A 13,876-nucleotide genomic window follows, 5' to 3' on the forward strand; every position below is an offset into this window, starting at 1 on the left:
CCCCGCTCCCATTCGCGTCACGTGTTATTCGGTTTCCAGATCGATATCGATACCGAGCGAACGGATCTCTTTGATCAACACGTTGAAGGACTCGGGCATGCCCGGCTCCATACGGTGATCGCCATCCACGATGTTTTTGTACATCTTGGTACGGCCGTTCACGTCGTCCGACTTCACTGTGAGCATTTCTTGCAGAGTGTACGCCGCGCCGTATGCTTCCAGCGCCCAGACTTCCATCTCCCCGAAACGCTGACCACCGAACTGCGCCTTACCACCCAGCGGCTGCTGGGTAACCAGGCTGTACGAACCAGTGGAACGCGCGTGCATCTTGTCGTCCACCAAGTGGTTCAGCTTGAGCATGTACATGTAACCAACGGTCACCGGACGCTCGAACTTGTTGCCGGTACGGCCGTCGAACAGCACCATCTGGCCGCTTTCTGGCATGTCAGCCAGTTTCAGCATGGCCTTGATTTCGCTTTCCTTGGCACCATCGAAGACTGGAGTAGCCATAGGCACGCCTTTCTTCAGGTTGTGCGCCAGAGCAAGGATCTCAGCGTCGGTGAAGTCTTCCAGGCTTTCCTGACGACCGCCGATCTCGTTGTAGATCTCGGTGAGGAAGCTGCGCAGCTCAGTGGCTTTGCGCTGCTCTTCGATCATCCGGTCGATCTTCTCGCCCAGACCTTTGGCCGCGAGGCCGAGGTGGGTTTCGAGGATCTGCCCGACGTTCATACGCGATGGTACGCCCAGCGGGTTCAGTACGACGTCTACCGGAGTACCGTTGGCGTCGTGCGGCATGTCTTCGACCGGCATGATCACCGAGACCACACCTTTGTTACCGTGACGGCCGGCCATCTTGTCGCCCGGCTGAATGCGGCGGCGGATAGCCAGGTAGACCTTGACGATCTTCAGTACGCCCGGTGCCAGGTCATCGCCCTGCTGCAGCTTGCGCTTCTTGTCTTCGAACTTGTCGTCGAGCAGACGGCGACGATCGACGATGTAGGCCTGGGCCTTCTCGAGCTGATCGTTGAGCGCGTCTTCGGCCATGCGCAGTTTGAACCACTGGCCGTGCTCCAGACCGTCGAGGACTTCGTCGCTGATCACGGTGCCTTTTTTCAGGCCCGCGCCACCGTCGACAACCTGGCCGTTCAGCGCCGAGCGCAGACGCTCGAAGGTTGCGCCTTCAACGATGCGGAACTCTTCGTTCAGATCCTTGCGGATCTCGTCCAGCTGGGTCTTCTCGATGGACAGGGCGCGGCTGTCGCGCTCAACGCCGTCACGAGTGAAGACCTGCACGTCGATGACAGTACCTTTGGTGCCGGTTGGCACGCGCAGGGAGGTGTCTTTAACGTCGCTGGCTTTTTCACCGAAGATTGCACGCAGCAGTTTTTCTTCCGGAGTCAGTTGGGTCTCGCCTTTCGGAGTGACCTTGCCGACCAGGATGTCGCCAGCGCCGACTTCAGCACCCACGTAAACGATACCGGCTTCGTCCAGTTTGTTCAGTGCAGCTTCACCCACGTTCGGGATGTCTGCAGTGATTTCCTCAGGCCCAAGCTTGGTGTCACGCGCCACACAGGTCAGTTCCTGAATGTGGATAGTGGTGAAGCGATCTTCCTGAACCACGCGCTCCGACAGACAGATGGAGTCTTCGAAGTTGAAGCCGTTCCACGCCATGAACGCGATGCGCATGTTCTGACCCAGAGCCAGCTCACCCATATCGGTGGACGGACCGTCAGCCATGATGTCATGACGCTTGACCACATCACCCTTGCTGACCAGCGGACGCTGGTTGATGCAGGTGTTCTGGTTCGAGCGGGTGTACTTGGTCAGGTTGTAGATGTCGACACCGGCTTCACCGGTTTCAACTTCGTCATCTGCAACGCGAACCACGATACGGCTGGCATCGACCGAGTCGATAACGCCGCCACGGCGAGCCACGACGCAGACGCCGGAGTCACGGGCAACGTTGCGCTCCATGCCGGTACCTACCAGCGGCTTGTCGGCGCGCAGGGTTGGTACAGCCTGACGCTGCATGTTCGAACCCATCAACGCACGGTTGGCGTCGTCGTGCTCGAGGAACGGAATCAGCGACGCTGCAACCGAAACTACCTGCTTAGGCGAAACGTCCATCAGGGTGACGTCTTCCGGCGCCTTGACGGTGAATTCGTTCAGGTGACGCACTGCTACCAGTTCGTCGATCAGACGCTTGTCTTCGCTCATGGTGGCCGAAGCCTGGGCGATGACGTGGTCAGCTTCTTCGATCGCCGACAGGAACACGATGTCGTCGGAAACCACACCCTCTTTCACCACGCGGTACGGGCTCTCGAGGAAGCCGTACTGGTTGGTGCGGGCATACGCCGCCAGGGAGTTGATCAGACCGATGTTCGGACCTTCAGGGGTCTCGATCGGGCACACACGGCCGTAGTGGGTCGGGTGTACGTCACGGACTTCAAAGCCAGCGCGCTCACGGGTCAGACCGCCAGGGCCGAGTGCAGAGACACGACGCTTGTGGGTAATTTCCGAGAGCGGGTTGTTCTGGTCCATGAACTGCGAGAGCTGGCTGGAACCGAAGAACTCTTTCACCGCCGCCGCAACCGGCTTGGCGTTGATCAGGTCTTGCGGCATCAGGCCTTCGCTTTCTGCCATCGACAGACGCTCTTTGACCGCACGCTCAACGCGCACCAGGCCAACCCGGAACTGGTTCTCGGCCATCTCGCCAACACAACGCACACGGCGGTTGCCGAGGTGGTCGATGTCGTCGACGATGCCTTTACCGTTACGGATGTCGACCAGAGTCTTCAGCACGTCAACGATGTCTTCCTTGCTCAACACGCCCGAACCTTCGATCTCGGAGCGACCGATACGACGGTTGAACTTCATACGGCCAACAGCGGACAGATCGTACCGCTCGGCGCTGAAGAACAGGTTGTTGAACAGGGTCTCGGCGGCATCCTTGGTTGGCGGCTCGCCTGGACGCATCATCCGGTAGATCTCGACCAGCGCTTCCAGTTGGTTGCTGGTGGTGTCGATCTTCAGGGTGTCCGAAATGAACGGACCGCAGTCGATGTCGTTGGTGTACAGCGTCTCGAGGCGAACAACCTGAGCCTTGGCGATCTTGATCAGCAGCTCGGTGGTCAGCTCGGTGTTGCACTCAGCCAGGATCTCGCCGGTAGCCGGATGCACGATTGCCTTGGCAGTGGTGCGACCCAGTACGTACTCCATCGGCACGTCCAGCTGCTTGACGCCAGCCTTCTCGAGCTGATTGATGTGGCGTGCAGTGATACGACGGCCTTGCTCGACGATGACTTTGCCATTTTCGTCATGGATGTCCATGACCGCAACTTCACCGCGCAGGCGCTGAGGTACCAGCTCCAGGCTCAGGCTTTCACCGGTAACGTGGAACACGTTGGTGGTGTAGAAGGCGTTCAGTACCTCTTCGGTGCTGTAGCCCAGCGCGCGCAGCAGTACCGAGGCCGGCAGTTTGCGGCGACGGTCGATACGCACGAATACGCAGTCTTTCGGGTCGAACTCGAAGTCCAACCAGGAGCCGCGGTAAGGAATGATACGAGCCGAGTACAGCAGTTTGCCCGAGCTGTGCGTCTTGCCACGGTCGTGGTCGAAGAACACACCCGGCGAACGGTGCAGCTGGGAAACGATCACACGCTCGGTACCGTTGATAACGAAGGTACCGTTCTCAGTCATCAGGGGAATTTCACCCATGTAGACTTCTTGCTCTTTGATGTCCTTGATCGCTTTGTTCGACGACTCTTTGTCGAAGATGATCAGACGGACCTTGACCCGCAGCGGTACGGCGAACGTCACGCCGCGCAGGACGCATTCCTTGACGTCGAAAGCCGGTTCGCCCAGACGATAGCCAACGTACTCCAGGGCAGCGTTGCCGGAGTAGCTGATGATCGGGAAGACCGACTTGAAGGCAGCATGCAGACCGACGTCGCGGAACTGATCCTTGGATGCTCCCGCTTGCAGGAATTCGCGATACGAATCCAGCTGGATGGCCAGGAGGTAAGGCACATCCATCACGTCCGGCAACTTGCTAAAGTCCTTGCGGATACGTTTTTTCTCAGTGTATGAGTAAGCCATCAGCGTTCCCCAGCTTGGTCACCTGCTTGTTTGGCGTCTCCCGGCGGGAGCAACCAGAAAATCGTGCAAACCCCATGGTTTGCTCCACCCTCTAGGTGGCTACAGCACGTTATCGGGGCCGACCTAGTCGGCCGCCAATAACGGAAAAAGGCCGGTGGCAAAAGCCACCAGCCGTCAGCCTTAGCTCAACGCTCCGGCTGGAGTCGCAAAGTCGAAATTACTTCAGTTCGACTTTAGCGCCTGCTTCTTCCAGCTTCTTCTTAGCGTCTTCAGCGGCTTCTTTCGAAACGCCTTCAGCTACAACCTGAGGAGCGCCATCGACTTTCTCTTTGGCTTCTTTCAGGCCGAGACCGGTCAGTTCACGAACTGCCTTGATCACGTTTACTTTCTTCTCGCCAGCTTCCAGCAGAACGACGTTGAATTCGGTCTGCTCTTCAACAACGGCGGCAGCAGCAGCTGGGCCAGCAGCGGCAACAGCGGCGGTCACGCCGAAGGTTTCTTCCATTGCTTTGATCAGTTCAACAACTTCCAGAACGGTTTTCTGGCCGATTGCTTCGATGATTTGTTCGTTAGTCAGGGACATTGACTTAAATCCTGTATTGGGGTGAAGGCCTACGCAGCCATCAAATTAAACGTATGATTTTGAAAGCGCTTCGTTGCCTTAGGCAGCGGTAGCTTCTTTCTGGTCGCGAATGGCTGCCAGGGTACGAGCCAGCTTGCTGGTAGCGCCTTGGATAACGCTCATCAGCCTTGCGATGGCTTCGTCGCGGGTCGGCAGGGTAGCCAACACGTCGATTTCGTTCGCTGCAATGAACTTGCCGTCAAACGCAGCTGCCTTGATCTCGAACTTGTCCTGACCCTTGGCGAACTCTTTGAACAGACGAGCAGCAGCGCCCGGGTGTTCGTTGGAGAAAGCGATCAGGGTCGGGCCAGTGAAGGCGTCGTTGAGGACACTGAAGTCAGTGCCAGCAACAGCGCGCTTGAGCAGGGTGTTACGTACAACACGTACGTATACGCCAGCTTCACGAGCCTCTTTACGGAGTCCGGTCATTGCGCCTACAGTCACACCACGGGCATCAGCCACGACAGCGGACAGAGCGACTTTGGCAGCCTCGTTGACTTCAGCGACGATGGCCTTCTTGTCTTCGAGTTTAATTGCCACGGGTAAAACTCCTGCTTGTTACCGTTTCATCTGGCCGAAGCCGGATGTCGTTTTGGTGTCTGATTCGGTAAGGAACCGGGAGCACCATCTGCGTAGGCTGGGTGTTTAAGGCTTGCGCCGCCTACGGTCTTGGATAGCCCCCGCCAGGCAGGGACCCCAATTTTTGCAGCTGGCGTGCCTGAGCACGCCGGCTTTGTCTTACGCGTCCAGCGAGCTCTGGTCGATGACCAGACCTGGGCCCATAGTGGTGCTCAGGGTAACGCGCTTGACGTAGATACCTTTCGAGGAAGCCGGCTTGATACGCTTCAGATCAGCGATCAGGGCTTCAACGTTTTCCTTCAGCTTGCCGGCTTCGAAGCCAACCTTGCCAACGGAGGTGTGGATGATACCGTTTTTGTCGGTGCGGTAGCGAACCTGACCAGCTTTGGCGTTTTTAACCGCGGTAGCTACGTCTGGAGTCACGGTACCAACCTTCGGGTTAGGCATCAGGCCACGAGGACCGAGAACCTGGCCGAGTTGACCAACAACGCGCATGGCATCCGGGGATGCGATGACTACGTCGTAGTTCAGGTCGCCGGCTTTCATTTCGGCAGCCAGATCGTCCATGCCTACACGGTCAGCGCCGGCAGCCAGAGCGGCTTCAGCAGCAGGACCCTGGGTGAACACGGCAACGCGTACGGTCTTGCCAGTGCCGTGTGGCAGCACAGTAGCGCTACGAACGACCTGGTCGGATTTACGCGGGTCAACACCGAGGTTGACGGCAACGTCGAAGGATTCGCTGAACTTCACGGTGGAGAGTTCGGCCAGCAGCACTGCTGCGTCTTCGAAGTTGTAGACTTTGCCAGCTTCGATTTTCGAAGCAATAGCCTTTTGGCGCTTGGTCAGCTTAGCCATTACACACCCTCCACGTTGAGGCCCATGCTGCGAGCAGAACCGGCGATGGTACGCACGGCTGCATCCAGGTCAGCGGCAGTCAGATCAGCCTCTTTGGTCTTGGCGATCTCTTCCAGCTGAGCACGGGTCACAGTACCCACCTTGACGGTGTTAGGACGCGCGGAGCCGCTGGTCAGGCCAGCTGCTTTTTTCAGCAGAACCGAAGCAGGGGTGCTTTTGGTTTCGAAGGTGAAGCTACGGTCACTGTAAACAGTGATGATCACAGGAGTCGGCAGGCCGGCTTCTTGACCCTGAGTACGGGCGTTGAAGGCCTTGCAGAATTCCATGATGTTCACACCGTGTTGACCCAGTGCTGGACCAACGGGTGGGCTAGGGTTGGCCTGGCCGGCCTTTACTTGCAGCTTGATGTAAGCCTGAATCTTCTTAGCCATGAGCTACTCCAATATCGGGTACGAACGCCTGAAGGCTCCCCGGATTACGTGCGTTTTATCCCAGTGACGACAAAACCCCGCAGCACATAGGGCTGCGGGGTATGGGATGCGTCGTTCGCCTAGACCTTCTCGACCTGGCCGAACTCGAGCTCCACCGGAGTGGAACGACCGAAAATGAGCACCGCCACCTGGAGCCGGCTCTTTTCGTAGTTAACTTCTTCAACGGTACCGTTGAAATCAGCAAAGGGACCGTCAACAACACGAACCACTTCACCTGGCTCAAAGAGCGTTTTTGGCTTCGGCTTGTCGCTGCCGTCGGCAACGCGACGCAGAATAGCCTCAGCTTCTTTATCGGTGATGGGTGCAGGCTTGTCTGCAGTACCACCAATGAAGCCCATTACACGAGGGGTATCCTTGACAAGGTGCCAAGTACCTTCGTTCATTTCCATCTGGACCAACACATAGCCAGGGAAGAACTTACGCTCGCTCTTGCGCTTCTGGCCATTGCGCATTTCGACGACTTCTTCGGTCGGAACCAGAATTTCGCCGAAACCGTCTTCCATGCCAGCCAGCTTGACACGCTCAGTCAAAGAGCGCATCACATGCTTCTCGTAACCCGAGTAAGCATGCACAACGTACCAACGCTTAGCCACGGGACACCCTTAGCCAACAATCAAGGAAACCGCCCAGCCGAGCAGGGAGTCGAGACCCCACAGCAGCAGCGCCATAACCAATACAACGACCACAACGATAAGCGTGGTTTGCATGGTTTCTTGGCGGGTCGGCCACACGACTTTACGGATCTCGGTACGAGCTTCCTTCGCCAACGCAAAGAACGACTTGCCCTTTGCAGTCTGCAAGGCAACGAAGCCAGCAGCAGCAGCCAGAGCTAGAAGTGCGAGTACGCGGTACAGAATCGGAGAGGCGGAGTAATATTGATTACCCACGACACCAACGACTACCAGTGCAACAACAGCGAGCCACTTGAAAAGATCAAAACGCGAATCTTGGGCTTCAGTTTTGGGAGTCATCGAGGAGGATCCTGTGAGAAGAAAGCCAATCACACCGAGGTGAATGGCAGGTCAGGAGGGAATCGAACCCCCAACCTACGGTTTTGGAGACCGTCGCTCTGCCAATTGAGCTACTGACCTTTAACACTGTACCAGGCCGGCCATTATGCCGACCTGATCTTATGAAATCAACTACTTATTCAATAATTTTTGCTACGACGCCGGCGCCGACGGTACGACCGCCTTCACGGATAGCGAAGCGCAGACCGTCTTCCATTGCGATGGTCTTGATCAGAGTGACTTCCATCTGGATGTTGTCACCTGGCATTACCATCTCAACGCCTTCCGGCAGCTGGCAGTTACCGGTCACGTCAGTAGTACGGAAGTAGAACTGAGGACGGTAGCCTTTGAAGAACGGAGTGTGACGACCGCCTTCTTCTTTCGACAGAACGTAAACTTCTGCGGTGAACTTGGTGTGCGGCTTGACCGAACCTGGCTTGACCAGAACCTGGCCACGCTCAACGTCGTCACGCTTGGTACCACGCAGCAGAACGCCACAGTTCTCGCCAGCACGACCTTCGTCGAGCAGTTTGCGGAACATTTCAACACCGGTGCAGGTGGTGGTGGTGGTGTCACGCAGACCAACGATTTCCAGGGCGTCTTGAACGCGGACGATGCCACGCTCGATACGACCGGTAACAACGGTACCACGACCCGAGATCGAGAATACGTCTTCGATTGGCATCAGGAACGGCTTGTCGATAGCGCGCTCTGGCTCTGGGATGTAGCTGTCCAGAGTTTCTACCAGTTTCTTGACGGCAGTGGTGCCCATCTCGTTGTCGTCTTTGCCTTCCAGAGCCATACGAGCCGAACCGATGATGATCGGAGTGTCGTCGCCTGGGAAGTCATAGGTGGACAGCAGGTCGCGAACTTCCATCTCGACCAGTTCCAGCAGCTCAGCGTCGTCTACCAGGTCAGCCTTGTTCAGGAAGACCACGATGTACGGAACGCCAACCTGACGGGACAGCAGGATGTGCTCACGGGTTTGTGGCATCGGACCATCGGCGGCCGAGCAAACCAGGATAGCGCCGTCCATCTGCGCAGCACCGGTGATCATGTTCTTCACATAGTCAGCGTGACCTGGGCAGTCGACGTGAGCGTAGTGACGGATCTTCGAGTTGTACTCGACGTGCGCGGTGTTGATGGTGATACCACGCGCTTTCTCTTCTGGAGCGCTGTCGATCTTGTCGAAGTCGACGACTGCCGAACCGAACACCTCGGAGCAGACGCGAGTCAGAGCTGCGGTCAGAGTGGTTTTACCATGGTCAACGTGGCCGATAGTGCCAACGTTTACGTGTGGTAGGGAACGATCAAACTTTTCCTTAGCCATCGAACAGTCCTCCGCAGAAGAAAATAGTCACTACTACCGATAAAACAAAGGCAGATATTTTCATATCTGCCTTGTTATATGGAGCTCTTGAGCGGACTTGAACCGCTGACCTCACCCTTACCAAGGGTGTGCTCTACCAACTGAGCTACAAGAGCGAAACAATGTGCAATAACAGCAAACTTGGAGCGGGTAGCGGGAATCGAACCCGCATCATCAGCTTGGAAGGCTGAGGTTCTACCACTAAACTATACCCGCGGAGCTTGCAGCTCTCGCTAAAATGGTGGAGGGGGAAGGATTCGAACCTTCGAAGTCGAAGACGGCAGATTTACAGTCTGCTCCCTTTGGCCGCTCGGGAACCCCTCCTGAGCGTGGGCGGCATTTTCAGCTTTTGCCGTCCTGCTGTCAAGCTTTTTTTCAATTAAATCTTGAAGTTAGCTGCTTTGACAACAGCTTCCGGTCCTACCACCTGAGTGGTGTTCCCTGCGAAGCGGGCGCCATTCTATCAAGCTATTCAGCAGTTGCAATACCCCCGCAGAAAATAATTTTGCGTTTTAAGTCTTTGAAATCCTTGGAAAGACTCTCGACCATTGATTGGTCCAGCAAACGCTCGCTTTCAACTGCAACCTTTAGCCACTGGCCGTCAGCTCCCGGCAGCTGGCCAGCCACGAGCTGCGTGTCAATGTCCAGGCTCAGCAGCCGCTGGCGCAGCGCATCGATCTGCTCCTTGCTGGGCAGGCCACCCACTACCAGGCATTCATCGCGGCGGCGCGCCGGCGCCGCAGCACCCGTCTCGCGCAGCAGGCGGATCTCCTGCTGATTACCTTTATAAAGAGAGAGCGGCGCGACCTCTTTGACTCTCAACGGCGCCTCCTGCTGATGCCACACGTAAAAAACGACGTTAAGCACCAACAGCAACAGAAACAACCAACGCATAGGCACCTCAATCCAGTGGACAAGCCATGGCCAAGCCGACAAATACCAGATCCGGCACGATTCGCGCCTGCGGAGCCGCATCGCGAACAAGCGGCGCATCACCACCCGTGAGGAATACGCTAAAGCTATCGCCCCACAACGCCCGCGCCTGCTCGATCTGGGTTCGAGCAAACCCTTGCAGCATGAGCACGCAACCGCGCTCGACCGCTTCGACTGTAGAACGGCCGGGGGCGAGCGTGCTCTGCGCCCGCTCCGCCGAGGCATCGTCATAACGAATGCGCCGGGTATGCGTGCGCAACTGGCTACGCATCAGCGGCATCCCTGGGCAGATGTAGCCACCAAGATGCTCGCCATCTGCAGCAACGAAGTCAGCCTTCGCTGCGGTCCCTAGATCGATCACCAGGCATGCGCCTTTGGCCAGGTGATAAGCACCCAACACGGCCAACCAGCGATCCATGCCCAGCCGCTGGTAATCTTCATAGCCATTGCGCACACCGGCCATGGCCTGTGCTGGCAAGGCTACCTGGGCATCTATGGCAAACTCGGCAAACAGAACGGCGCGCAGCGCCGCGGTTTCTTCTTCACTGCGCACGCTGACGATTCGGCAGCCTTGCAGGTGCAACGAAGGCAAACCCAGCACGGCGACAAGCAGGGCCTGATCCGAGTCGACAATCCCACCGCCAACAATAGTGGCGTCACTGGCATGAATGACGCGCCACTTGATAAAGCTGTTACCGCAATCGAGCTCAAGAATCATCACGCAACCTCAGGCTGAGCTCACCACCGCTGAAGCTCTTTTCCACACCGTCAACCTCAAGCCGCAAGCCACCCTGCCCATCTACCCCACGGACGATGCCATGGGTATGGCTGGCACCAGCGATCAGCGCGACTTTGCGCCCCTGCCAGACATGCTCCTGCTCCCATTCTTCCTGGAACGCGGCAAAGCCATAACGACGATGGCGAGCCAACTCATGCTGCAGCTGCACATTGAGGCGCGCGACCAGCAGATTGCGATCGATCGGCGCGCCGGCTTCACGCTTCATTGACGTCCATTGCTGATCGACCTGGTCGTTGGTCTGCATGTTGACGTTGATCCCGACACCTATCACCACATGGCAGACATCGGCCGGGTCGCCCACCAGCTCAAGCAGGATGCCAGCGATCTTTTGCTCGGCAACCAGCACGTCATTGGGCCATTTCAGGCCAGCCTGCTCTACACCAAACCCGTGTAACGCGCGCATGACGGCCAACCCTACGACCAGGCTCAGGCCTTCGAGCTGACGCATGCCGCCTTCGATCCGGAGCACCAGGCTGTAATACAGGTTTTCGGCAAATGGGCTGACCCACTGCCGGCCGCGTCTGCCCCGACCAGCACTTTGCCGCTCGGCCAGCACCACAAAAGGGGCGGCCTGGCCCTGCCCTACGGCTCTAAGGGCCTCGGCATTGGTCGAGTCGATAGCGTCATGGATGTACAGCGGCCACAGTTCACCTTCGGATTGCGTAGCGATGACGCCGGCATCAAGCAGCGCCAACGGCGCTGCCAGCTGGTAGCCGCGACCGCGTACCTTGTGGATAGACAGATTCAATTCGGATTCCAGATGCTGCAGCTGCTTCCAGACGGCGCTGCGGCTCACTCCGAGAGCTTCCCCGAGTGCCTGCCCGGAATGAAACCGGCCATCCTTGAGGAGATTCAACAACTTCAGCATGCCAGTCTCGACTTTGAATAAGGCTGGAATGATAGCCATGGCCTGCTGGCTTGCATAGGAAAAGGCGACCCAGGGCCTAGCTATAGAGCGAAATGTTCGCGGCGCCCTGGAAGTGCCAGGCAGTCAGATGGAGAGCTAGTGCCGCTTTGCGACCCTAGATTTCCGGATCGCGGAAAAGACAAAACCCCTACCTGCTCGCGCAGATAGGGGTTTTGCGAAATGAATCTTGACGATGACCTACTCTCACATGGGGAGACCCCACACTACCATCGGCGATGCATCGTTTCACTACTGAGTTCGGGATGGGATCAGGTGGTTCCAATGCTCTATTGTCGTCAAGAAATTCTGTAGCCAGAACGTCCAGATGAACGGCCCAGCAAATTCGGATATGTGATGTTTGTGTACGAATCTTCAGCGTTTCGTCTTCACCACCGCAACCTGCATGAGCAAATTGCTTGGGTGTTATATGGTCAAGCCTCACGGGCAATTAGTATTGGTTAGCTCAACGCCTCACAGCGCTTACACACCCAACCTATCAACGTCGTAGTCTTCGACGGCCCTTCAGGGGATTCTAGATCCCAGTGAGATCTCATCTTGAGGCAAGTTTCCCGCTTAGATGCTTTCAGCGGTTATCTCTTCCGAACATAGCTACCCGGCAATGCCACTGGCGTGACAACCGGAACACCAGAGGTTCGTCCACTCCGGTCCTCTCGTACTAGGAGCAGCCCCTCTCAAATCTCAAACGTCCACGGCAGATAGGGACCGAACTGTCTCACGACGTTCTAAACCCAGCTCGCGTACCACTTTAAATGGCGAACAGCCATACCCTTGGGACCGGCTTCAGCCCCAGGATGTGATGAGCCGACATCGAGGTGCCAAACACCGCCGTCGATATGAACTCTTGGGCGGTATCAGCCTGTTATCCCCGGAGTACCTTTTATCCGTTGAGCGATGGCCCTTCCATACAGAACCACCGGATCACTAAGACCTACTTTCGTACCTGCTCGACGTGTGGGTCTCGCAGTCAAGCGCGCTTTTGCCTTTATACTCTACGACCGATTTCCGACCGGTCTGAGCGCACCTTCGTACTCCTCCGTTACTCTTTGGGAGGAGACCGCCCCAGTCAAACTACCCACCATACACTGTCCTCGATCCGGATAACGGACCTGAGTTAGAACCTCAAAGTTGCCAGGGTGGTATTTCAAGGATGGCTCCATGAGAACTGGCGTCCCCACTTCAAAGCCTCCCACCTATCCTACACAAGCAAATTCAAAGTCCAGTGCAAAGCTATAGTAAAGGTTCACGGGGTCTTTCCGTCTAGCCGCGGATACACTGCATCTTCACAGCGATTTCAATTTCACTGAGTCTCGGGTGGAGACAGCGCCGCCATCGTTACGCCATTCGTGCAGGTCGGAACTTACCCGACAAGGAATTTCGCTACCTTAGGACCGTTATAGTTACGGCCGCCGTTTACCGGGGCTTCGATCAAGAGCTTCGCTTGCGCTAACCCCATCAATTAACCTTCCGGCACCGGGCAGGCGTCACACCCTATACGTCCACTTTCGTGTTTGCAGAGTGCTGTGTTTTTAATAAACAGTCGCAGCGGCCTGGTATCTTCGACCGGCAAAAGCTTACGGGGTAAACCCTTCACCTTCGCCGGCGCACCTTCTCCCGAAGTTACGGTGCCATTTTGCCTAGTTCCTTCACCCGAGTTCTCTCAAGCGCCTTGGTATTCTCTACCTAACCACCTGTGTCGGTTTGGGGTACGGTTCCCGATTGTCTGAAGCTTAGGAGCTTTTCTTGGAAGCATGGCATCAACCACTTCGTCGCCTAAAGGCAACTCGTCATCAGCTCTCGGCCTTGAGATCCCGGATTTGCCTAAGATCCCAGCCTACCACCTTAAACTTGGACTACCAACGCCAAGCTGGCCTAGCCTTCTCCGTCCCTCCATCGCAACAATCGGAAGTACAGGAATATTAACCTGTTTTCCATCGACTACGCTTTTCAGCCTCGCCTTAGGGACCGACTAACCCTGCGTCGATTAACGTTGCGCAGGAAACCTTGGTCTTTCGGCGTGCAAGTTTTTCACTCGCATTGTCGTTACTCATGTCAGCATTCGCACTTCTGATACCTCCAGCAAGCTTCTCAACTCACCTTCACAGGCTTACAGAACGCTCCTCTACCGCATCACCAGAAGGTGATACCCGTAGCTTCGGTGCATGGTTTGAGCCCCGTTACATCTTCCGCGCAGG

Annotated in this window: 11 protein-coding genes, 4 tRNA genes and 2 rRNA genes (1 of these 17 cut by a window edge); all 17 read right to left on the reverse strand. The window is 56.6% G+C overall.

Going from position 1 to position 13,876, the window contains the following annotated elements:
* Nucleotides 1-24 precede the first annotated feature (24 nt).
* A complete protein-coding gene (rpoB, locus tag K3F44_RS17100; RefSeq protein WP_220632640.1) occupies nt 25-4,098 on the reverse strand; it encodes a DNA-directed RNA polymerase subunit beta in 4,074 nt (1,357 codons plus the stop codon).
* A gap of 217 nt (nt 4,099-4,315) precedes the next feature.
* Nucleotides 4,316-4,681 (reverse strand): 50S ribosomal protein L7/L12, encoded by a 366-nt coding sequence (rplL, locus tag K3F44_RS17105; protein WP_033703494.1) that lies wholly within the window; start codon nt 4,679-4,681, stop codon nt 4,316-4,318.
* A 78-nt stretch (nt 4,682-4,759) separates the two neighbouring features.
* The gene (rplJ, locus tag K3F44_RS17110) at nt 4,760-5,260 is read right to left on the reverse strand and encodes a 50S ribosomal protein L10 (RefSeq protein WP_101322350.1); all 501 of its coding nucleotides are present in this window, start codon (nt 5,258-5,260) and stop codon (nt 4,760-4,762) included.
* A 198-nt stretch (nt 5,261-5,458) separates the two neighbouring features.
* Nucleotides 5,459-6,154 (reverse strand): 50S ribosomal protein L1, encoded by a 696-nt coding sequence (rplA, locus tag K3F44_RS17115; RefSeq protein ID WP_101322351.1) that lies wholly within the window; start codon nt 6,152-6,154, stop codon nt 5,459-5,461.
* Entirely contained in the window at nt 6,154-6,585 is a 432-nt protein-coding gene (gene rplK, locus K3F44_RS17120) for a 50S ribosomal protein L11 (protein ID WP_103435168.1), read from the reverse strand. The genes rplA and rplK overlap by 1 nt, the downstream gene beginning before the upstream one ends.
* Before the next feature lie 119 nt (nt 6,586-6,704).
* Nucleotides 6,705-7,238: a transcription termination/antitermination protein NusG gene (gene nusG / locus K3F44_RS17125; protein ID WP_101322353.1), complete on the reverse strand. Its 534-nt coding sequence runs from the start codon at nt 7,236-7,238 to the stop codon at nt 6,705-6,707.
* A 9-nt stretch (nt 7,239-7,247) separates the two neighbouring features.
* The gene (gene secE / locus K3F44_RS17130; RefSeq protein WP_101322354.1) at nt 7,248-7,616 is read right to left on the reverse strand and encodes a preprotein translocase subunit SecE; all 369 of its coding nucleotides are present in this window, start codon (nt 7,614-7,616) and stop codon (nt 7,248-7,250) included.
* Between the two features lie 44 nt (nt 7,617-7,660).
* Nucleotides 7,661-7,736 (reverse strand) — tRNA-Trp (locus tag K3F44_RS17135).
* Between the two features lie 55 nt (nt 7,737-7,791).
* Complete coding sequence (tuf, locus tag K3F44_RS17140) at nt 7,792-8,985, reverse strand: elongation factor Tu (RefSeq protein ID WP_101322346.1); 1,194 nt, start codon at nt 8,983-8,985, stop codon at nt 7,792-7,794.
* A 79-nt stretch (nt 8,986-9,064) separates the two neighbouring features.
* Nucleotides 9,065-9,140, reverse strand: a tRNA-Thr gene (locus K3F44_RS17145).
* Nucleotides 9,141-9,166: 26 nt separating this feature from the next.
* Nucleotides 9,167-9,240: transfer RNA gene (locus K3F44_RS17150), tRNA-Gly, on the reverse strand.
* Between the two features lie 23 nt (nt 9,241-9,263).
* Nucleotides 9,264-9,348: transfer RNA gene (locus tag K3F44_RS17155), tRNA-Tyr, on the reverse strand.
* A gap of 144 nt (nt 9,349-9,492) precedes the next feature.
* The gene (locus tag K3F44_RS17160; RefSeq protein ID WP_101322355.1) at nt 9,493-9,918 is read right to left on the reverse strand and encodes a hypothetical protein; all 426 of its coding nucleotides are present in this window, start codon (nt 9,916-9,918) and stop codon (nt 9,493-9,495) included.
* A gap of 7 nt (nt 9,919-9,925) precedes the next feature.
* Complete coding sequence (locus K3F44_RS17165; protein ID WP_220632641.1) at nt 9,926-10,675, reverse strand: pantothenate kinase; 750 nt, start codon at nt 10,673-10,675, stop codon at nt 9,926-9,928.
* Nucleotides 10,665-11,624, reverse strand: coding sequence for a bifunctional biotin--[acetyl-CoA-carboxylase] ligase/biotin operon repressor BirA (gene birA, locus K3F44_RS17170; RefSeq protein WP_220632642.1), 960 nt, complete (start codon nt 11,622-11,624; stop codon nt 10,665-10,667). The genes K3F44_RS17165 and birA overlap by 11 nt, the downstream gene beginning before the upstream one ends.
* A 224-nt stretch (nt 11,625-11,848) precedes the next feature.
* Nucleotides 11,849-11,964, reverse strand: a 5S ribosomal RNA gene (gene rrf / locus K3F44_RS17175).
* Nucleotides 11,965-12,090: 126 nt separating this feature from the next.
* Nucleotides 12,091-13,876, reverse strand: a 23S ribosomal RNA gene (locus tag K3F44_RS17180) (it continues 1,107 nt past the right edge of the window).

Source organism: Pseudomonas sp. S07E 245, assembly GCF_019599025.1.
Lineage (GTDB): Bacteria > Pseudomonadota > Gammaproteobacteria > Pseudomonadales > Pseudomonadaceae > Aquipseudomonas > Aquipseudomonas shirazensis.

What these genes read in the sequence shown, in the direction of transcription:
- rplK (WP_103435168.1), bottom strand. Translation starts at nt 6,585, where the DNA reads ATGGCTAAGAAGATTCAGGCTTACATCAAGCTGCAAGTAAAGGCCGGC.
- secE (WP_101322354.1), bottom strand. Translation starts at nt 7,616, where the DNA reads ATGACTCCCAAAACTGAAGCCCAAGATTCGCGTTTTGATCTTTTCAAG.
- rpoB (WP_220632640.1), bottom strand. Translation starts at nt 4,098, where the DNA reads ATGGCTTACTCATACACTGAGAAAAAACGTATCCGCAAGGACTTTAGC.
- K3F44_RS17165 (WP_220632641.1), bottom strand. Translation starts at nt 10,675, where the DNA reads ATGATTCTTGAGCTCGATTGCGGTAACAGCTTTATCAAGTGGCGCGTC.
- rplA (WP_101322351.1), bottom strand. Translation starts at nt 6,154, where the DNA reads ATGGCTAAGCTGACCAAGCGCCAAAAGGCTATTGCTTCGAAAATCGAA.
- K3F44_RS17160 (WP_101322355.1), bottom strand. Translation starts at nt 9,918, where the DNA reads ATGCGTTGGTTGTTTCTGTTGCTGTTGGTGCTTAACGTCGTTTTTTAC.
- rplL (WP_033703494.1), bottom strand. Translation starts at nt 4,681, where the DNA reads ATGTCCCTGACTAACGAACAAATCATCGAAGCAATCGGCCAGAAAACC.
- tuf (WP_101322346.1), bottom strand. Translation starts at nt 8,985, where the DNA reads ATGGCTAAGGAAAAGTTTGATCGTTCCCTACCACACGTAAACGTTGGC.
- birA (WP_220632642.1), bottom strand. Translation starts at nt 11,624, where the DNA reads ATGCTGAAGTTGTTGAATCTCCTCAAGGATGGCCGGTTTCATTCCGGG.